Raw genomic sequence first — 17,835 nt, forward strand, 5'->3', positions numbered from 1 at the left:
CCGAGGCGGGAAGGCTTAGCGCCCCGGCGCCGCGCTTCAAGTCACCAAGGATTGCAAAGTTGTAATATGGTCCGCTTCGCTCGCCGGCTTGTCGGTGCGGATGCGGCTGATTCGGGGGAAGCGCATGGCGAGGCCCGACTTGTGCCGCGTGCTTTTGTGGATCGAGTCGAATGCCACCTCGAGCACCAGGCTCTTCTCGACTTCGCGCACCGGCCCGAATCGCTCGATCGTATGCCCGCGCACCCAGCGGTCGATCCATTTCAGCTCCTCGTCGGTGAAGCCGAAATAGGCCTTGCCCACCGGCTGCAGCTCGTCCGCTTCCGTCCAGCAGCCGAAGGTATAGTCGGAATAATAGCTTGATCGTTTCCCCGATCCGCGCTGCGCGTACATCAGCACGCAATCGGCGATTAGCGGGTCGCGCTTCCATTTGTACCACAGGCCGGCGCGGCGCCCGCCGGCGTAGGGGCTGTCGCGACGTTTCAGCATGATGCCCTCGATCGCGACGTCGCGCGCGCCGGCGCGCAGGTCCTCGAGTGCCTCGAAGCTATCTGCTTCTATAAGCTGCGATACGTCGAAGCGCTCGGGATCGAGCCTCTTGGCGAAGTCCTCCAGCCGCCCTCGTCGTTCGCTCCACGCGAGCTCGCGCAAATCCTCATCGCCATCGAACAGGATGTCGTAGAGGCGTACGAAAGCAGGATAAGTGCCGAGCATCTTCTGGCTCACGGTCTTGCGGCCCAGGCGCTGCTGGAGCGCGTTGAAGCTTGCCGCGGCGCCGCCGTGGACGGCGGCTTGGCCCTGGTCCGATCCGCGCACGAGGAGCTCGCCGTCGAGCACGCCGTGAACACGAAAGGCCTCGGCGATGTCGGGAAAGCTTCCCGAAATGTCGTCGCCCGTGCGGCTGTAAAGTCGAGTATCGCCGCCGGCGTGGACCAGCTGGACCCGGATTCCGTCCCACTTCCACTCGGCGGCATAATCGTCGAGCGAGACTTTGGTCGCTTCGAGCGGGTGGGCGAGCATGAACGGACGGAACACCGGGACATCGCGCACGCTCGGCTGTCCGGCGCGGCCCTCGGCCCAGTCGAACAGCTCGGTGAAGGGCGGGCGAAGCCCGTGCCACACCTCCTCGACCGCCTCGACCTCGAGCCCGAACGCATCGGCCAGCCCTTGCTTGGCAAGCCGGGCGCTGATCCCGACGCGGAGCGCGCCCGTGGCCAGCTTCAGCAGCGCGAATCGTCCCGAGGCATCGAGGTGGTCGAGCATGTCGGCCAGCGTGCGCGGCGCATCGAGCCGGGTGGTCGAGCGCAGCCGCTCGATCGCCTCGCTGATCGAGATGGTCGCGTCGTCGAGCTCTGGGGGCTCGGCGCCCTTTGCCCCCAAACCCGCCCCCTTCGGCCACAACAGCGCCACCGTCTCAGCCATGTCGCCGACATAGTCGCGGCTCATGTAGAGCAAGACCGGGTCGACGCGCTCCTCGGCGATCGCGCGAACCGCGGCGCCCTTGACCGCCGGGATGTCGAGCGTGCCGGTCAAAGCGGCGAGACCGAAGCCGCGATCGGGGTCGGGCGTTTCCTTGAGGTAATCGCCGATCAGCCTGAGCTTGGTGTTGCGCGAGCGCGTGTAGACGAGATCGTCCAGAAGCTGCGAAAAGGCGCGCATCGCGCCTCAAAATGCGCGAACGGCGGTCTCGTGCCTAGTGGAGGCGAACGGCGAGGGCCGCGAGGATTGTGTTGCAATCGCGCGGCGAGACGCTGTCGAGCGCTTCGTCGACATGTTCGAGACAGGACTGAAGCGCGACGCGATGACCGGGCAGCAGCGCCAGTTGAGTCGTCCGCCGGGCGAGGCTTTCAAGCGCCGCGAGGCCATGATCGGCGGCAAGCTGGCGAATCGCGTCCATGCGGGCGTGAAGATCGAGGGGGGAGAGGCGCGGTCCCGCTTGGCGGATCTCGGCAACGCGCTGCCCGACCTGGGTCCTGACGGCCGAGAGCGGGTCGGTTGCCATTGTCGCCTCCTGTTGAAGGCAAAGTGAGCCAAAGGCGTTAACGCCTCGTTACGTCTCTGTGTCGGTTGACAGAATCGGTCGCGTTCGTCATGGGACGCGGCGACTTGGGCGGCCGCGGCCGCTTTTCTTTTTTGGCAGATTTGGAAATTTGCGATGGCCAAGCCGGCAACCGTCAAGATCAAGCTCGTCAGCACCGCCGACACCGGTTTCTTCTATGTGACCAAGAAGAATCCGCGGACGCAGACCGAGAAGCTGAGCTTCAAGAAGTACGACCCGAAGGTGCGCAAGCACGTCGAGTTCAAGGAAACCAAGATCAAGTGACGCGCTGAGCGCCCGTCGCTCGGATCGTCATTCCGGACCTTGACTGCTCAGGCGGAGTCCTCCTCGCCTCCAGCTTCGCCGATGCCGGGCGCGTCGCCACCTTCGTTCGCCCAATCTTCCGCGCCGTCCTTCTTGAGCTCGCGCTCGCTTGCGTCTTCGAGCAGCTCGTCGACCGTCTGCGCGAACTTCACCACCGAAATCGGCTTCGACACATAGGCCTGCGCGCCGGCCGCGCGGATGCGCTCCTCGTCCCCGGTCGCCGAATAGGCCGTGACCGCCATGATCGGAATGCCGGCGAGCTTCGAATCGCTCTTCAGCTGATGGATCAGCTCAAGCCCGCTGACGTGGGGCAGCTGGATGTCGGTGATCACGAGGTCGGGCGAGAAGCTGCGCGCGGCATCGAGCGCATTGCGGCTGTCGGTCACGGCTTCGGGCTCATGCCCGTGCGCGGCGAGCAGGTCGCAGAACAGCTTGATGTTCAGCGCATTGTCCTCGACGATCAGGATCTTGGCCAATTCACTTCCTTCCCCCTTGGGCGCGAGAGCTTAGGCGGTGCCGTTGCAGACGCCAAATGACCCTCATGCGCTTGCTCTCGCCGCTCTCGCGGCAACGCTGACCGACGAACGGCGTGCGGTGCGGTTCCTGGACCTGACCGGAATCGGGACAGATGAACTGCGCCGTCGGGCCGGTCAGCCCGCCCTGCTCTCTGCACTCATTGCCTTTCTCGAGGCGCACGAGCCCGATCTCCTCTCGGTTTCGGAGCAGATTGGGGTAAAGCCCGAGGCGCTGGTCGCCGCTCGGCGAGCGCTCGAGGAGGCCGAATGAAGACGATCCTGATCACTGGAGCGACCTCGGGGTTTGGAGCGGCCGCCGCACGAAAATTCGCCTCTGGCGGGTGGCGGGTGATCGGCACCGGACGCCGGGCCGATCGGCTCCGCGCACTTCAGGACGAGCTTGGCGGTTCGTTCCTCCCACTCGAAATCGACATGCGCGACTTCGCCGCGGTCGAGAGCCTGGCGCAGCTGGCGGCGCCGTGGCACGCGGTCGACCTGCTGCTCAACAATGCCGGCCTCGCACCGCCGACCAATCCCCTCCCCGACACCGATTGGGGCCGGATCGAGGACGTCATCGCGACCAACGTCACCGGGCTGGTGGCGCTGACCCGGGCGCTCCTGCCCAGGCTGATCGAGCGCAAGGGGCAGATCATCAACCTGTCGTCCGTCGCGGCTACCTATCCGTACAAAGGCGGAGCGGTCTATGCCGGGACCAAGGCCTTCGTCCGCCAATTTTCGCTCGACCTCAGGTGCGACCTCGCGGGAACCGGAGTGCGCGTGACCTCGGTCGAGCCGGGCATGGCCGAGACCGAGTTCACGCTGGTGCGGACGGGCGGCGACAAGGAGGCTTCGGACAAGCTCTATGCCGGCATGAACCCGATGACCGCCGAAGACCATGCCGACCTCTTCTGGTGGCTCGCCAACCTGCCGCCGCGGCTTAACATCAACGCGATTGAACTGATGCCGGTCAGCCAGAGCTGGGCCGGCTTCGCGATCGACCGCGAGGGTTGATTCCGTCCGGCTCCGGTGCTTGGGGGCGTCTATGAGCATCGACAATCGCCTCGCCGAACTCGGCATCGACCTTCCGCAGCCCGCCGCTCCCGTGGCTTCCTACGTCCCCGCCGTGGAAGCAGGCGGCCTGCTCCACATTTCGGGCCAGATCAGTTTCGCCGAGGACGGCAATCTGATCCTCGGCCGGCTCGGCGAGGACGTGAACCTCGAGCGCGGAACCGAGGCCGCGCGGCGCTGCGGGATCATGCTTCTGGCGCAAATCAAGGCCGCGCTCGGCTCGCTCGACCGGGTCGAGCGGATCGTGAAGCTCGGCGTGTTCGTGAACAGCGCCCCGTCGTTCACCGATCAGCCGAAGGTCGCCAATGGCGCTTCGGAGCTGATGCAGGAGGTGTTCGGCGAAGCGGGCCGCCATGCCCGCAGCGCGGTCGGCGTGGCCGTGCTTCCCCTCGGGGTTGCGGTCGAAGTCGACGCGATCGTCGCGGTGAAGGCCTAGTTCATCTCCGCCGGTCTACCCACGTAGCGGGTTATGGCCGACCGCGAATCCGACGTTCTCGCTCGCCTCGCACCGGGTGTCGCGTCGGTTGACGCCGACGCCTGGGACAGGCTGAGCAGCGGCGACCCCTTCCTCAGCCACGCGTTTCTCTCCGCGCTCGAGGATTCCGGAAGTGTCGGGCTGTCGACCGGATGGTCGCCGGCGCCGATCCTGGTCGATGAGGAAGGCACGCTGGTCGCTGCGGCGCCCGCCTATCTCAAGGGTCACAGCCAGGGCGAATATGTGTTCGATCATGGCTGGGCCGAGGCGTGGCAGAATGCCGGGGGCCAATATTATCCCAAGCTCCAGATCGCCGTTCCGTTTACGCCCGTGCCGGGCCCGCGGCTGCTCGGCCACCGCCCGCAACAGCTCCTCGCCGCCGCCGAGGCGGTGGTGGTGCAGAACGGGCTGTCGTCGGCGCACATCACCTTCGTCGACGAAGCGGGCGCGATGGAATGCGAACGGCGCGGCTGGCTCATTCGGCTCGGCATCCAGTACCACTGGTTCAATCGCGGTTATGTGAGCTTCGACGATTTCCTCGCCCGGTTGAGCAGCCGCAAGCGCAAGGCCATCCGCAAGGAGCGCGAGGCGGCCCAGGAGGGACTCGAGATCCGCGCCCTGCGCGGCGGCGAAATCGGCCCCGCCGAGTGGGACGCGATGTGGGACTTCTACCAGGACACCGGTTCGCGAAAGTGGGGGCAGCCCTACCTCACCCGCGAATTCTTCGACCTCATCGGCGAGCGAATGGGCGACCAGCTGCTGCTGTTCCTGGCGTTCCGCGACGGCCGGCCGATCGCCGGAGCGCTCAATATCGTCGGCGAGGACACGCTCTACGGCCGCTACTGGGGTTGCACCGAAGAGGTGCGCTTCCTGCACTTCGAGCTCAGCTATTACCGCGCGGTCGAATGGACTTGCCAGTACGGCCTAAAGACCGTCCAGGCCGGGGCGCAGGGCGAGCACAAAATCGCGCGGGGCTATGAACCGGTGGTCACCCGGTCGGCCCACTTCATTCCCAACCGGAGCTTTCGCGAGGCGGTCGCGGACTTCGTGGAGACCGAGCGCGCGGCAATCCTCAACGAGGTCGAATGGTTGCGGCAGGACCTTCCTTACCGGTCGTCGTCTTCGCCGTAGATTCGCACCGTTCGCCCACCGGCGTCCGCCATGCCGCGATACATTGCCGGCGTCGTGAAGCCCCATGCAGCATCGCCGTTCGGTGCAACTGCGATCAGGCCGCCCTTCCCGCCGAGCAAGGCGATGTCGGCGAGCACGGCGTCGAGCGCCTGCTGGAGCGACTCGCATCCGAGCCGCACGCGCTCGGCGAGCTGGTGCGCGGCGACGGCGCGGATGAAATACTCCCCCGAGCCCGTCGCGGAGACCGCCGCGGAGCGATCGTCGGCGTAGGTACCGGCGCCGATCAGGGGTGAATCGCCGACCCTGCCCCAGCGCTTGGCCGTCAGTCCGCCGGTCGAGGTGGCGACCGCGACATGACCGTCGACGTCGACCGCGACCGCGCCCACCGTGCCGTACTTCACCTCATCGTCGAATCCGTCCTCGCGGAGCAATTCTTCGAGCTGGCGCCGGCGCTCGGGCACTTCGAACCAGCTGTTGCCGACCTGCTCCAGACCATGCTCGCGGGCATATTGGTCGGCGCCCTTGCCCGACAGGAAGACATGCGGACCCTGCTCCATGAGCATGCGCGCGAGGCTGATCGGCGCCCGCGTCGTCCGCAACCCGGCAACCGCGCCGGCCGATCGGTCTCGCCCGTCCATGATCGCCGCGTCGAGCTCGATGCAGCCCTCGGCGGTCAGCACGCTGCCGCGGCCGGCGTTGAAGCAGGAATCCTCCTCCAGCTCGCGAACCGCAGCCTCGACGGCGTCGACTGCGGCCTCGCGCTTCTCGAGAATCACCGCCCCCGCCTGGAGCGCGCGTTCCAGGCCGGCGCGCGCGCATTCCTCCTGCTCGGGAGGAAGCCGACCCGGGCGCATCGACCCGGCGCCGCCGTGAATCACCAGTCGCCAACGTGACATGGCGCTGCGCATAGCCGCGACGGTTCACCGATTCCAGTTGACGCCGGCCGCCTAGCCATATTATTATGATATCATATTTAGGGAGGCACAGGTGGCTGACGAAAAGATCATTGCACTGACGGCGACGAGTGAACGGTCGGCGTCGACGACGAGTGGCTATGCGATGCTGATCGTGCTGTTGGTCGCGGTCCTCGCCGACGTCTACGGGATCGGACAGCTATCGCAGGCCAGCATAACCGGGTTCTTCCTCGTCATCGTCGCGACGATCGTGTTCATCCTGGTGATGCCGGGCTTTTACATGCTCCAACCAAACCAGGCGGCGGCGATTACCTTGTTCGGTTCGTATAGTGGTACCGACCGCGCGACCGGGCTTCGCTGGACGTGGCCGTGGATGGCGAAGAAAAAGGTGTCTGTCCGCGCCAACAATTTCATTTCCGAGAAGATCAAGGTCAACGACCTGCGCGGCAACCCGATCGAGATGGCGGCGCAGATCGTGTGGCGCGTGGTCGACACGGCCCAGGCTTTGTTCGACGTCGACGACTACAAGCAGTTCGTCCGGGTCCAGGTCGAGGCCGCGATCCGCACCATCGGCTCGCGCTATCCCTATGACGATTTCGAGCACCAGGAGATCACGCTCCGCGGCAACCACGATCAGGTCGGGACCGAGCTTCGGACGGAGCTCCAGGCGCGTCTCGCGGTCGCCGGCATCACCGTCGATGAATGCGGCTTCACTCACCTTGCCTATGCGCAGGAAATCGCCGGCGCGATGCTCCGCCGGCAACAGGCGCAGGCGGTCGTCGCGGCGCGCAAGACCCTCGTCGAAGGCGCCGTCGGGATGGTCGAGATGGCGCTCACCATGCTTAGCGAAAAGAAGGTGGTCGAACTCGACGACGAGCGCCGCGCGGCGATGGTCTCGAACCTGATGGTGGTGCTGTGCGGGGAGCGCGACACCCAGCCCGTCGTCAATACCGGCACCCTCTACCAGTAACGCATCGTGGCGGAGCGTGAACGCAAGGCCTATCCATTGCGCGTCGATTCGGCGCTGTGGGCGGCGGTCGAGCGAAGCGCCGCCGCCGAGTTGAGAAGCGTCAATGCCCAGGTGGAGTGCCTCCTGCGCGAAGCGCTCGGGTCGCGCGGCGTAAAGCTTCAGATGCCCACGCCGCGCAAGCGCGGCCGGCCACCCAAGGATGAGAAGCGATGAGCGAGGGTCCGGAATGGTTCGCGCCGCGGCGTTATGGCTATGGCGCGGGACCGCCCATTTCCTGGCAGGGCTGGGCGGTTACGCTCGCTTTCGCGACGCTCGCGGTGGGCGCGGGGTTGCGGTTCCATGACCGGCCCTATCAGGCGGTTGCCGCGCTCATCCCGTTGATTGCTGTGTTTATGGTCATTGCCGCCAAGACCACCCGCGGCGGCTGGCGCTGGCGCTGGGGCGACGACGATTAGCCGACCGACAGGTCGCGCTGGGCATTGACCAGGCACCATTCGTCGAGATCGGCGAGCATGAAGCGCGCGGCCTGTTCGGTGAGGTCGCCGGCGCGCATCAGGCCAGGATCCTTGCGCAGCTCCTTGTCGATCTGTCGAAGCTTCTCCGCGGTGGCCAGCGAGCGCAGCGCGTCGCCCCCAAAATCGCCCTGAAAGCGGATTCCGAAGACGGTCGTCGCCAGCGCCGGAAAACCCGCCGAGATCAGTGTGAACCAATTGCCCCATTTCATCACAAACGCGGCGTTGATGGCGAGGCCGACCAAGGTGATGTTCGAGGAAATCAAGGTGATGAAAAAGAGCGAGGTCCCGAACTTCTCGAGGCGCTTGTCGAGGAGCTCGATCACCTTCGCGTTGCGCTCGTGATAGCTCATCTGCGGAGCGACCTCATGGTCGCCGATCGCTTCGGCCAGTTTGGCCGCCGACTCCGGGTCCAGCGAGCCCGAGGGGCAGCCCATCGCGCGCCACACGGCGCTCGCATACCAGTCGATCCACCGCTGCGCGACCGGATTGGTCTCCGTCCCGGGCGGGTCGGGAGCAGCGAGGGCCAGCAGCTTCAGGCTGCGCATCGGGCGCAGCCGCTCCGCGAGCTGGCGATAATCGAGCCAGCGGCGGTGCCATTCGTTCTTCGATCCGACATGTGCGTTCATGATGATCGCGACGGTCAGGACGGTCTCGATGAACGCTTCCTGGAACTTGAAGTGCGGGAACATGAAGGCGGCAAGGCCCATGCACACCGCGAGCCCGCCGAGCACGAATGAAAAGATGTGCCCGCTGCGGTATTTCTGGGCGAGATGCGTCGCCAGATGGTCGGTCCAGCTGTAGGCATCTTCCAAGAGGTCGAAGGGAACCGAGACGTCGTGGGCGGCGGCGCAGTTTTCCTGATAACTCCGCCACTCTTCCTTGATCATCCGCGCGGTGTAGTCTTCGCTGAAGTCGCGGAATCTCAGCCTCCGCACACGAGCGGCGGCGAGAAGCATCGCATATTCGGTGCGTACACGGTATTTCGGTATTCGCTCGGCGAAGAAGCGCGCCACGAAGTGCTTCTCCCGATCGCCCGGCGGGGGCAGCAGAATCGCCTTCAGCATCTGGTCGACGTGCGCCGTGTCGAGCGGTCGCTCGGACATCGGGTCGACTCCCGAGGTATCGACCACCGGGTCGAACGCTGCCCACAACAGCTTGGCCGGCTCGCCCTCGCCAGGCAGCAAGTGAATGACGGGCGTGCCGTGAGCAATCGCAACTTCGACGACGTCCGCCGTTCCCCCCTTGCCGCGGGCTTTCAGTCCGTCCCAAACGGCAATGAGGACATCGCAATGCGCCACCGTCGCGCGCCCAGCCATGGCATAGGCGTCGGGCTCGTCGGCGCGGTTGCCGGGGAGCTCGAGGCGCGTTTCAGCCCGGGCAAGCAGTTCGTCGAACCGCGCTTCGGCCGCTTCGGCGACCAGATCGTGACGGTAGTCGGCGGTTGTGAAAGGCAACACGGCGCGCAGGCGATATCCGAGCTGCAACGCGGCCTCCGCCGCGATCTGATCGGCGCCGCCGGCGAGCGGCGACACGAAATCGAGGCGCGTCGGCACGTCCGAAAACAAAGCGTGGTTCCCGGCATGAATCGCGAGCGCGGACTCGGTCACCATCTTCAGCGCGGACTGGATGCGCGCCGGCAAGGCCTTGAGCGCGTCGGGCCCCAGCGCCCCCATCCGATGACCGGTAATCCCGACGCTGAACACGAACGGCAGCCGCGGCGGACCGGCCGGCGCGACGCTTTTCGCCGGCTTGAGATCCGCTGCGGAAACCGTCCGATTCAACGGGTGTGGCCCGTCCCACCATTCTGGTTATTCCAGATCGGATCGAACGAATAAAGGTGCTTCTGGTCATCCCCGTCGACGAAGTTCAGCGCGAACTTGTACGTCGCCTTGCAGCTGTTGCGGTTGCGGACCGTAAGCTGCTCGCGGTCGTGTGAGACCTTTATGTCCTTGAGCGGGAATTCGGGATTTTCCGGCGGTCGGTGCGTCGGGCAATCGCTTCCGTTTTCCGAGACCCACATCGCGTCGCTCTCATCGCTGGGGAACAGCCAACTGCGGTCCGATCGATTGTTGATCTCGAACGTGACGCTGTTCGAATCGCCGTGGGGCATCGTTCCCTTGGCGCAGGTGATTTCGTCCTTCTGGACGCCGAAGCCCGACATTCCGAACTGGATGCCGTTCGGCGCTTCGGGGTCATCCCAGATGTGGACGAGGATCGTTCGTCTTGCGTTACCCATGTCATTTCCCCTTTTTGATTAGATCGACCGCCGGTAGCCGTTCTGGCGAAGCTTTGCGTGTAATGAGCTGGCCTGGGGCTGCTTTCCAAGCCGCTGCAGGATTGCGGCATGTTCCGCCATCTCTACTGGCCGCTCCGCCGAGGCGGCCGGGACCGCCGACAGTGCATTTGCCCAAGCGGCAGAAGCGCCGGAATGATCGCCGAGACTGTGCCTGACGTCGCCCATCAAGCGATAGGCTTTGGCAAGCGCGTAGGAATCGGCGGCGGCATCATTGCCTTTGGCGGCCTTCGCGCTGACGATTGCCTGCCCGGCGAGAGCGAGCGCGTCGCCGCTGCCCGATGCGAGCGCGAGCTGCGCCTGGGTCGCCGCGCAGTCGCTCTTCGCCATCCGCCACCGTTCAACATTCGGATCGCGGGCGAGCAATTGCTGAACCGCCGCGCAGGCCTTTGCGGTTTCGCCGGCGGCGTCGGCACGGCGATCGGCCGCCAGCAGGATTTCGGCATAGCTCAACCGCGCCTCCGCGCCATATTGCAGCGATTGGCGATTATCGGGCTCGCTCGAGGTGAGACGGTCGGCCTGGTCGATCGCGGCGCGCAGCTGGTCAAGCGCGGGCCCGTTGCGGCCGGCATAGCCATAAAGATTGCCGAGCGCGCGATGGGCCTGGATGAGCTTCTGCCGATATTCGACGTCGTCGCCGCTTGATGCCAGCAACCGCTGGAGAAGAGCGACGTGGCGCTCCCTGGTCGCGGTCGCCTCAGCGAGCTGACCCTCGGACATTTGCGCGTCCGCCAGCCAGGCGAGCGACTCGGCGACCGACTTTTGATAGTCGTTGTTGTGCGGGTCCGCGGTCGCGAGCGCGTCGATCGTGCGCAGGGCCTGGGCGAACTGACTTGCCGCCTCGCCGAAGCGGCGCTGCCCATAGAGCACGACACCGAGGTTCGCGTCAGCATATTGCTCTTCCATGCGCCATTTCATGTTGTTCGCGTCGAGGGCGACCATCGACAGCGCCAGCCGTTTATATTCGCGCGCGGCCGTTTCCGCTCCGCGCTCGTCGCCTCGCCGAAGCGCAATGTCGCCGACCCAGAACACATTCTGCGCATGATCGAACAGGCGTTGCGCGTCCCGGGGATTGCGGCGGATAGCTTCGGCGGTTCCTGCCATCGCCTGGCGATACAGGCGGCCCGCAGTGTCGAAGCTGCCGCGCTGATAGGAAACCTCGGCGGTAAGGCTGAGCGCGCGCGCGCGTTGCAACAGCGCCGCGTCGGAAAGGTCGGCGGCATTCTGCTTGCTGTAATAAGCGAGCACGCGCGATCCGACGCCGTCGAGGGCGTCGAGCCGCCCGATCGGCTCGAGCTTGTCGCGCAGGTCCCCGAGCATGAAGGCGACCAGGCCTTCGGCCTCGCGCCGTTGGTCGCGCGCGGCATCGCGGGCCTGAATCGCGGTCAACGCCAGCGTGCTCGTCACCGCCATCCCGGCGAGCGAGGCCGCGACGAGCCACGCCATGCGCCGGTGCCGCCGGGTCGTCTCCCGCTGGACGAGTTCGTCGAGCCCAACACCGAGCATGCCGGCGACCAGCTTGAGGAAGCCGAGCCGCCGTCCATCCCCAGAATCGCGCAAGTCCGCGGCAAGCGGTTCGGCGCGCTTGCCAGTCGGCCGCCCGCGGCTGTCGTAGCGCTGGCGCAACGCGGGCGGGAAGCACTCCTCATGCTCGCGCCCCGGAATGTCGACCGCGAACGGCTCGCCCGAAGCGATCGCGGCAAGGATGCAGCCGTCGGGCCGGGTGCGCTTGAACAGCTCGATCTCGGCGTTCGTCCAATGCGACTTCGCAGCGTCCGGCGAACACAGCACGATCAGATATTGCGAGGAGGCAAGCGCGGCTTCGATCTCCTCGCCGAGATCGTCTGCCGCCGCCAGCTCGTGCTCGTCGCGAAACACCGGCGTCAGCCGCTTTGGGATCACCCCATTCTCGGTCAGCTTCCCGGCGAGCCCGGGCGGGACGCGGAATTCCTCCAGCTCGCGATGCAGCCAATCGGCTATCTCTTCGTCGCGATGGCTGTAGCTGAGGAAGGCGTAGTAACGGGCCTTGCGTCGGCGCAGGCGCGGCGTCCGCAGCCGCTTGCGCGGGGCGCGCGGAGGCCGCGCGGCTTCCACGCTTAGCGCATCGTTCGCCGGCACTCGGGCTAGTTCCGCCATCGGGCCGCCCCCATGCTCCCCTTTAAGCCCGTTAACACAACGCGATAGGTTTGGGCGATATGTTTGGTCTCGGCTTTGCCGCCGCGGTCCCAGCGCCTATATGCGCGACCATGTCATCCATTCGTCCCTGGCGCGATATCGAGCGGCGCAAGTCGCGGCAGATCATGGTCGGCGCGGTTCCCGTTGGCGGCGACGCGCCGATCACCGTCCAGACCATGACCAATACGCCGACCGAGGACGCCGCCGCCACGATCGAGCAGATCCGTCGCTGCGAGGACGCGGGCGCCGACATCATCCGCGTCTCCTGCCCGACGGCGGAGAGCACCGCGGCGCTGAAGGAAATCGTCCGCGCGGCGAACGTGCCGATCGTCGCCGACATCCATTTCCACTACAAGCGCGCGCTCGAAGCGGCCGACGCCGGCGCCGCCTGCCTGAGGATCAACCCGGGCAACATCGGTTCCGAGGAGCGAGTCAGGGAAGTCATCGCCGCCGCGCGCGCCAATGGCTGCGCGATCCGCATCGGGGTCAATGCCGGCAGCCTCGAAAAGGACCTGCTCGAAAAGTACGGGGAGCCTTGCCCGGAGGCCTTGGTCGAAAGCGCGCTCGACCACATCCGGGTTCTCGAGGATCACGGCTTCCACAACTACAAGGTCGCGGTCAAAGCCAGCGACGTGTTCCTCGCGGTTGCCGCCTACCAGCAGCTCGCCGACCAGGTCGATTGCCCGCTCCATCTCGGCGTGACCGAGGCCGGCGGGCTGATTGGCGGCACGGTCAAGTCGTCGCTCGGCATCGGGTCGCTGCTGTGGGCCGGCATCGGCGATACCATCCGCGTCTCCCTGTCGGCCGAGCCCGAGGAAGAGGTCCGCGTCGGCTATGAGATCCTGAAGTCGCTCGGCATCCGCAGCCGCGGCGTGCGGGTCGTCTCCTGCCCGAGCTGCGCGCGTCAGGGCTTCGACGTCATTCGCACCGTCGAGGCGCTCGAGGAACGGCTGCAGCACATCAAGACCCCGATGTCGCTCAGCGTGCTCGGCTGTGTCGTCAACGGCCCGGGCGAAGCGCGCGAGACCGACATCGGGATCACCGGCGGCGGCAACGGCACGCACATGGTCTATCTGTCGGGCGTCACCGATCATCATGTACGCGACGCCGACATGATCGATCACATTGTGAAGCTGGTCGAAGCGAAAGCGGCCGAGCTCGAGGCCGCCGAGGCACAGCCGACGCTCACCGCCGCGGAATAGTTCAGCGTTTCTTTACCTAATCGGCGCAGCTTGCCGATGTGACCAAGCTGCTGCTCATCGCCACTTTGTTGGGCGCGCTCGCCGACCGCATCGCCGCGTCGCATTCCGCGCCGCCGTTGCTGATCGACTCGCCACACGCCGCCGCGGTTCGGTAGCGGTTTTAACGATTTTGAACCCATCGCCACGGTAGGCCTTCTCGCATGGGACGATTGTTTCTCTTCATCCTCGGCATCGGCGTCGCCATCGGTGCGTTCATGCCCAGCTCCGGGCCACGCAGCAGCGGCCATCCGCACCGCGTCTCGACACCGTCGGAGCCGCCCAAGGAGACGCGCCTGGAACGCAGCGAGAGCGGCCACTTTTTCACTTATGCGAAGGTCGATGGCGAGCTCGTCCACTTCATCGTCGACACCGGCGCGGATGTGGTTGCGCTGACCACGGATGACGCCGAGCGGCTCGGCATCCCGGTCGATCCGTCCAAATTCTACGTCATCGGCGAAGGTGCTTCGGGTCCGGTGCGCGGCTTGCCGGTGACCATCGACAGCATCGAGGTCGACGGCAAGCTGGTCAACGACGTCGACGGCGTCATCCTCGCGGATTCCTCGATGTCGCTGCTCGGCCAATCCTATTTGTCGCGGATGGGCGAGGTGCAGATGCGCGGCGAATATATGGTGCTGCGCTAGCCTGAAGTCGTCACTATGGCGCGGTCGATGAACCGCGTTCCCCAACATCCCGCTCAAGCCTTCGCGGTATCACTCGCGGCAGTCGGCGTGCTGTCGGTCATGGATGCGGTGATGAAGGCGCTGGTCATCGCCATCGGCATCTACGCGATCAGCATCTGGCGTTCGCTGGTGAATCTGACGGTTTCAGCCGCGCTATACTTTCCGGCGCGGCGACAGTGGCCGACCCGCAAGACGCTTCGGATTCACATCTGGCGCGGCGTGGTGGTGATGGTCATGGCGCTGCTGTTCTTCTGGGGCATCGGCCGCGTGCCGCTGGCCCAGGCGATCGCGCTGACCTTCATCGCGCCGCTGATTGCTTTGGTGCTGGCGGCGCTGACGCTGCATGAGCGGATCGGGTCACGCTCGATCCTCGGCTCGGTGGTCGCGTTCGCGGGCGTGCTGGCCATTGTGTTCGGCCAGGCGCGCACCCAGCTCGGGCCGGAGGTGCTGCTCGGCAGCGCCGCGATCATCGGCTCGGCGCTGTGCTATGCCGTGAACATCGTGCTGATGCGGCACCAGGCGCTTGCCGCAAAGCCGCTCGAGATCGGTTTCTTCCAGTCCCTGACGGTTGCAGCCCTATGGCTCGCCGCAGTGCCGCTGTTCGGCATGCCCGAATGGCCGCACGGGCATTGGCTGTGGATCGTGATCGCCGGATTGATGTCGATCACCGGCGGGCTGCTGTTCTCCTGGGCCTATGCGCGCGCGCAGGCGAGCTATCTTGCGGTCACGGAATATAGCGCCTTCCTGTGGGCCTCGGTCCTCGGCTGGATCTACTTCCACGAGAAACTGTCGTCGTACACGCTGGCCGGCGCCGCGCTGATCATCGCCGGTTGCCTGCTCGCGATTCGCGGCAAGCCCGCCGCCCCGCCGGAGATGGACTATACCTAACTGCTGCCGATCACGTTGATGGTGAAGGCGAGCACGCCGATGTTGAACACGAAGGCGCCGAAGGCGTGGAGGGTGACGAACTTGCGGATGTGCGGATCGCTGATGGTCACGTCGGAGGTCTGGAAGGTCATGCCGAGGGTGAAGGCGAAATAGATGAAGTCCCAATAGACAGGGTCTTCCTTGCCCGGAAAATTTAGCCCCGAACAGGTCGCGTGCGGACCATCGCGATATGCCATGTGCGCATAATGGAATGCGTAGACGAGGTTGCTGAACAGCCAGGCGAGGAACAAACTCGAAATGACGATCGCCTTGGTCAGGGGCTCCGGGCGGTTGACCATCGTCTCCGCTCCGATGGCGGCGAGCAAGACGGCCATCACAATCAACGTGATGACAATCAGCCCGGTGCGATTGGCGTCATTCTCTTTGGCATGCCGGTGCACGACCGCCGCTTGCTTCGTCCCCAGCACCGGCGCGCACAGGATCAGAAAGACTAGCGCGGCGATGTCGAAGCCGGTCATGAGACCGAGCGCGAGATTGCCCATTTGCCGCGAGGCGATGGGCACTCCTGCCGCCATGATTCCGACGAACACAAGGAAGCGCCACGGCGCGATCTTATTGCCGATGGTGTGCGGTTTCGCCATGAGTTCGGAGCGTAACGAAAGGGCGCGCCGCGTCCAGTGAAAGGAAATCCATGCCCTGGCTGTGGCTTGTCATCGGCGGTGTGTTCGAAGTCGGGTTCACGACCTCGCTGCGCTTCGTCGACGGGTTCAGGAACCTGCCGTGGACCCTCGCCTTCCTGGTCTCGGTCGCGATCAGCATGGCTTTGCTCGAGTTCGCGTCGCGGACGATCCCGATGGGAACCGCCTATGCCGTGTGGGGCGGCATCGGCGCGGTCGGCACGGTGATCGTCGGGATCCTCTGGTTCCACGAGCCGTCGAGCACCGTCCGCCTCCTCCTGATCCTCGCCATCGTCGCGGCGATCGCCGCGCTTCGCGCTACCGCCTGATCGGCAGCAGCGCCGGCGCGATCTCGGGACTGTCGTCGATCGAGCGATAGAGTTTTGGCGTCGGCAACGGCCCGCGCGCCTGCTCGTAAGCGTAGCCGAGCGACAACAGCCGCGCCTCGCTCCACTTGGGCCCGATGAAACTGAGCCCGACCGGCAATCCTTTGACGAGGCCCATCGGCACCGTCAGGTGCGGGTAACCGGCGACTGCGGCAAGCGATCCCGCGCCACCGCCCGTGCTCTGGTCGCCGTTCACCGGGTCGATCAGCCACGCCGGCGGCATCGTCGGGCCGACCAGCGCAATGACATTGTACTGCTTCAGGAGATGGTCGATCCCGTTCGGGCCCGCGGCGCGGAAGCTCGCCTCGCGCGCTTTCTTGTAAGCGGGGTCGCTCAACCCCTTGGTCTTCTGCGCGTCCTCGAACGTGTCCTGGCCGAACAGCGGCATTTCAGCCTTCGCGTGCGCATTGTCGAAGGCGATCACGTCGGCGAGGCTGCGCACCGGGATCGGGGCCGGGCTGCCCTTGAGATAGGTCGCGAGATCGGCCTTGAGCTCGGTCAGCAGGACCTTGAGCTCGTCGCTGCCTTTCGACTGGTCGTCGAACTTCTTGATCTCGACCAGCGTCGCGCCGCGTTCGCGAAGCACCGCCAGCGCGGTCGCAAAAGCGGCGTCGGTGCCGAACCCCGAGGCGAAGCGCATGACGCCGATCCGCTTGCCCTTCAGCGAGCCGGCGTCGAGCAGCGCGGCATAATCGGTCTTGCGCTTGTCCGCCTCCACCGTCGCCGGATCGGCGGGGTCGCTGCCGGCAATCGCGGTCAGCAGCATCGCCGCTTCGCGCACGCTCGCGGCGATCGGCCCGGCGGTGTCCTGGCTGTGGCTGATCGGAACGATGTGGGTGCGGCTGACCAGGCCGACGGTCGGCTTCATCCCGACGATGCCGTTGAGCGCCGCGGGGCAGGTCACCGACCCATCGGTCTCGGTGCCGATGGCGATGCGCACTAGGCCAGCCGCGACCGCCGCGCCGCTGCCGCTCGAGCTGCCGCACGGATTGCGGTCGAGCGCCCACGGGTTGCGGGTTTGGCCGCCGACCGCGCTCCACCCGGAGATTGAATGGTTCGAGCGGATGTTCGCCCACTCGCTAAGGTTGGTTTTCCCGAGGATGATTGCGCCGGCCGCGCGAAGGCGCGCGACCAGCGGCGCGTCGCGGTTGGTGACGTTGGTCGAAAGCGCAAGGCTGCCGGCGGTCGTCGGAAGCGGCCCGGCGGCCTCGATATTGTCCTTGAGCAGGATGGGCTCGCCGGCGATCCCGCCGCGCGCGCCACGCGCGTCGATTCGCTGAGCCTGGGCCATCGCTGTCGAGTCGAGGGCGAGCACCGAGTGCAATTGCGGGTCGATCGCCTGGATGCGCGCGAGCGCGTTGGCGGTCCGTTGCCGCGCGCTGCCGTCAGGATATTGCGCCGAGGCGCCCGTTGCGAAAAGCATCGCTAGGCTTGCTGCTGCACTTTTAATCATTGCGATCACCCCCTACCGAGCGGCGCAACAAAAGCCCCCCAAAGGGTTTGAGCGCAAGATGCAATATTCCATCCGTTGGTCGGTCTGGTCCGACG

At 65.8% G+C, this 17,835-nt stretch carries 20 protein-coding genes and 1 pseudogene; 12 read left to right on the plus strand and 9 right to left on the minus strand.

The genetic code is table 11. From position 1 onward, the window contains the following. Positions 1 to 36: 36 nt before the first annotated feature. Positions 37 to 1,656, minus strand: a complete 1,620-nt coding sequence (locus N539_RS0100825) for a cisplatin damage response ATP-dependent DNA ligase (protein WP_028968732.1) — start codon at positions 1,654 to 1,656, stop codon at positions 37 to 39. Between the two features lie 34 nt (positions 1,657 to 1,690). Further along, positions 1,691 to 1,999 (minus strand): hypothetical protein, encoded by a 309-nt coding sequence (locus N539_RS18305; RefSeq protein ID WP_156029680.1) that lies wholly within the window; start codon positions 1,997 to 1,999, stop codon positions 1,691 to 1,693. Positions 2,000 to 2,152: 153 nt separating this feature from the next. Between N539_RS18305 and rpmG the strand changes: the two genes are divergently transcribed. Then, entirely contained in the window at positions 2,153 to 2,320 is a 168-nt protein-coding gene (rpmG, locus tag N539_RS0100835) for a 50S ribosomal protein L33 (RefSeq protein WP_028968734.1), read from the plus strand. A gap of 158 nt (positions 2,321 to 2,478) precedes the next feature. Here rpmG and N539_RS14765 read toward each other — a convergent pair. After that, a pseudogene (locus N539_RS14765) lies at positions 2,479 to 2,826 on the minus strand (response regulator); the annotation flags it as partial. Between the two features lie 46 nt (positions 2,827 to 2,872). On the opposite strand from N539_RS14765, the gene N539_RS0100845 reads away from it, so the two are divergent. The 4 genes from N539_RS0100845 to N539_RS0100860 are packed head-to-tail and all read left to right on the plus strand — an operon-like array spanning position 2,873 to position 5,548. After that, entirely contained in the window at positions 2,873 to 3,145 is a 273-nt protein-coding gene (locus N539_RS0100845; protein WP_028968735.1) for a DUF3572 family protein, read from the plus strand. After that, a complete protein-coding gene (locus tag N539_RS0100850; protein ID WP_028968736.1) occupies positions 3,142 to 3,885 on the plus strand; it encodes an SDR family NAD(P)-dependent oxidoreductase in 744 nt (247 codons plus the stop codon). The genes N539_RS0100845 and N539_RS0100850 overlap by 4 nt, the downstream gene beginning before the upstream one ends. Positions 3,886 to 3,916: 31 nt before the next feature. Beyond that, positions 3,917 to 4,378 carry a RidA family protein gene (locus N539_RS0100855; RefSeq protein WP_028968737.1) on the plus strand — a complete coding sequence of 154 codons (462 nt, stop codon included), beginning with the start codon at positions 3,917 to 3,919 and terminating at the stop codon, positions 4,376 to 4,378. 33 nt (positions 4,379 to 4,411) lie between these two features. Then, complete coding sequence (locus N539_RS0100860; RefSeq protein ID WP_028968738.1) at positions 4,412 to 5,548, plus strand: GNAT family N-acetyltransferase; 1,137 nt, start codon at positions 4,412 to 4,414, stop codon at positions 5,546 to 5,548. Here N539_RS0100860 and N539_RS0100865 read toward each other — a convergent pair. Continuing rightward, the gene (locus tag N539_RS0100865) at positions 5,524 to 6,444 is read right to left on the minus strand and encodes an isoaspartyl peptidase/L-asparaginase family protein (protein ID WP_037551866.1); all 921 of its coding nucleotides are present in this window, start codon (positions 6,442 to 6,444) and stop codon (positions 5,524 to 5,526) included. The two genes, N539_RS0100860 and N539_RS0100865, sit on opposite strands and share 25 nt — an antisense overlap. Positions 6,445 to 6,607: 163 nt before the next feature. On the opposite strand from N539_RS0100865, the gene N539_RS0100870 reads away from it, so the two are divergent. The 3 genes from N539_RS0100870 to N539_RS0100880 are packed head-to-tail and all read left to right on the plus strand — an operon-like array spanning position 6,608 to position 7,887. After that, on the plus strand, positions 6,608 to 7,432 hold the full coding sequence (locus tag N539_RS0100870; protein WP_081774162.1) for an SPFH domain-containing protein: 825 nt from the start codon (positions 6,608 to 6,610) through the stop codon (positions 7,430 to 7,432). A gap of 6 nt (positions 7,433 to 7,438) precedes the next feature. After that, entirely contained in the window at positions 7,439 to 7,645 is a 207-nt protein-coding gene (locus N539_RS0100875; protein WP_028968741.1) for a hypothetical protein, read from the plus strand. Further along, a complete protein-coding gene (locus tag N539_RS0100880) occupies positions 7,642 to 7,887 on the plus strand; it encodes a hypothetical protein (RefSeq protein WP_028968742.1) in 246 nt (81 codons plus the stop codon). The genes N539_RS0100875 and N539_RS0100880 overlap by 4 nt, the downstream gene beginning before the upstream one ends. Here the strand turns inward: N539_RS0100880 and N539_RS17500 are convergent. From N539_RS17500 to N539_RS14775, 3 genes are read right to left on the minus strand one after another with little or no spacing between them, the layout of a single operon-like run. Continuing rightward, positions 7,884 to 9,728 carry a hypothetical protein gene (locus N539_RS17500; RefSeq protein WP_051531096.1) on the minus strand — a complete coding sequence of 615 codons (1,845 nt, stop codon included), beginning with the start codon at positions 9,726 to 9,728 and terminating at the stop codon, positions 7,884 to 7,886. The genes N539_RS0100880 and N539_RS17500 overlap by 4 nt on opposite strands. After that, positions 9,725 to 10,183, minus strand: coding sequence for a hypothetical protein (locus tag N539_RS0100890; RefSeq protein WP_028968743.1), 459 nt, complete (start codon positions 10,181 to 10,183; stop codon positions 9,725 to 9,727). The genes N539_RS17500 and N539_RS0100890 overlap by 4 nt, the downstream gene beginning before the upstream one ends. Before the next feature lie 18 nt (positions 10,184 to 10,201). Continuing rightward, the gene (locus N539_RS14775) at positions 10,202 to 12,376 is read right to left on the minus strand and encodes a toll/interleukin-1 receptor domain-containing protein (protein ID WP_081774115.1); all 2,175 of its coding nucleotides are present in this window, start codon (positions 12,374 to 12,376) and stop codon (positions 10,202 to 10,204) included. Between the two features lie 110 nt (positions 12,377 to 12,486). Between N539_RS14775 and ispG the strand changes: the two genes are divergently transcribed. The 3 genes from ispG (at position 12,487) to N539_RS0100915 (ending at position 15,224) form a co-directional block, all read left to right on the plus strand. Beyond that, positions 12,487 to 13,617: a flavodoxin-dependent (E)-4-hydroxy-3-methylbut-2-enyl-diphosphate synthase gene (gene ispG, locus N539_RS0100900; RefSeq protein WP_028968744.1), complete on the plus strand. Its 1,131-nt coding sequence runs from the start codon at positions 12,487 to 12,489 to the stop codon at positions 13,615 to 13,617. A gap of 200 nt (positions 13,618 to 13,817) precedes the next feature. Next, positions 13,818 to 14,297: a retropepsin-like aspartic protease family protein gene (locus tag N539_RS17505; protein ID WP_051531100.1), complete on the plus strand. Its 480-nt coding sequence runs from the start codon at positions 13,818 to 13,820 to the stop codon at positions 14,295 to 14,297. 27 nt (positions 14,298 to 14,324) lie between these two features. Beyond that, positions 14,325 to 15,224, plus strand: coding sequence for a DMT family transporter (locus tag N539_RS0100915; RefSeq protein ID WP_028968745.1), 900 nt, complete (start codon positions 14,325 to 14,327; stop codon positions 15,222 to 15,224). Here the strand turns inward: N539_RS0100915 and N539_RS0100920 are convergent. After that, entirely contained in the window at positions 15,221 to 15,865 is a 645-nt protein-coding gene (locus N539_RS0100920) for a DUF1345 domain-containing protein (protein ID WP_028968746.1), read from the minus strand. The genes N539_RS0100915 and N539_RS0100920 overlap by 4 nt on opposite strands. Before the next feature lie 50 nt (positions 15,866 to 15,915). On the opposite strand from N539_RS0100920, the gene N539_RS0100925 reads away from it, so the two are divergent. Further along, a complete protein-coding gene (locus tag N539_RS0100925; RefSeq protein ID WP_028968747.1) occupies positions 15,916 to 16,230 on the plus strand; it encodes a DMT family transporter in 315 nt (104 codons plus the stop codon). On the opposite strand, the gene N539_RS0100930 is transcribed toward N539_RS0100925, so the two are convergent. Next, on the minus strand, positions 16,220 to 17,710 hold the full coding sequence (locus N539_RS0100930) for an amidase (protein WP_231462799.1): 1,491 nt from the start codon (positions 17,708 to 17,710) through the stop codon (positions 16,220 to 16,222). The two genes, N539_RS0100925 and N539_RS0100930, sit on opposite strands and share 11 nt — an antisense overlap. Positions 17,711 to 17,835 lie beyond the last annotated feature (125 nt).

This window comes from Sphingomonas sp. URHD0057, assembly GCF_000620665.1.
GTDB lineage: Bacteria > Pseudomonadota > Alphaproteobacteria > Sphingomonadales > Sphingomonadaceae > Sphingomicrobium.

Bases quoted from the DNA above. Each gene is read 5' to 3' on its own strand.
- N539_RS0100825 (WP_028968732.1), bottom strand. From the start codon at position 1,656: ATGCGCGCCTTTTCGCAGCTTCTGGACGATCTCGTCTACACGCGCTCG.
- N539_RS18305 (WP_156029680.1), bottom strand. From the start codon at position 1,999: ATGGCAACCGACCCGCTCTCGGCCGTCAGGACCCAGGTCGGGCAGCGC.
- rpmG (WP_028968734.1), top strand. From the start codon at position 2,153: ATGGCCAAGCCGGCAACCGTCAAGATCAAGCTCGTCAGCACCGCCGAC.
- N539_RS0100850 (WP_028968736.1), top strand. From the start codon at position 3,142: ATGAAGACGATCCTGATCACTGGAGCGACCTCGGGGTTTGGAGCGGCC.
- N539_RS0100855 (WP_028968737.1), top strand. From the start codon at position 3,917: ATGAGCATCGACAATCGCCTCGCCGAACTCGGCATCGACCTTCCGCAG.
- N539_RS0100860 (WP_028968738.1), top strand. From the start codon at position 4,412: ATGGCCGACCGCGAATCCGACGTTCTCGCTCGCCTCGCACCGGGTGTC.
- N539_RS0100865 (WP_037551866.1), bottom strand. From the start codon at position 6,444: ATGTCACGTTGGCGACTGGTGATTCACGGCGGCGCCGGGTCGATGCGC.
- N539_RS0100870 (WP_081774162.1), top strand. From the start codon at position 6,608: ATGCTGATCGTGCTGTTGGTCGCGGTCCTCGCCGACGTCTACGGGATC.
- N539_RS0100880 (WP_028968742.1), top strand. From the start codon at position 7,642: ATGAGCGAGGGTCCGGAATGGTTCGCGCCGCGGCGTTATGGCTATGGC.
- N539_RS0100890 (WP_028968743.1), bottom strand. From the start codon at position 10,183: ATGGGTAACGCAAGACGAACGATCCTCGTCCACATCTGGGATGACCCC.
- N539_RS14775 (WP_081774115.1), bottom strand. From the start codon at position 12,376: ATGGCGGAACTAGCCCGAGTGCCGGCGAACGATGCGCTAAGCGTGGAA.
- ispG (WP_028968744.1), top strand. From the start codon at position 12,487: ATGTCATCCATTCGTCCCTGGCGCGATATCGAGCGGCGCAAGTCGCGG.
- N539_RS17505 (WP_051531100.1), top strand. From the start codon at position 13,818: ATGGGACGATTGTTTCTCTTCATCCTCGGCATCGGCGTCGCCATCGGT.
- N539_RS0100915 (WP_028968745.1), top strand. From the start codon at position 14,325: ATGAACCGCGTTCCCCAACATCCCGCTCAAGCCTTCGCGGTATCACTC.
- N539_RS0100920 (WP_028968746.1), bottom strand. From the start codon at position 15,865: ATGGCGAAACCGCACACCATCGGCAATAAGATCGCGCCGTGGCGCTTC.
- N539_RS0100925 (WP_028968747.1), top strand. From the start codon at position 15,916: ATGCCCTGGCTGTGGCTTGTCATCGGCGGTGTGTTCGAAGTCGGGTTC.
- N539_RS0100930 (WP_231462799.1), bottom strand. From the start codon at position 17,710: ATGCTTTTCGCAACGGGCGCCTCGGCGCAATATCCTGACGGCAGCGCG.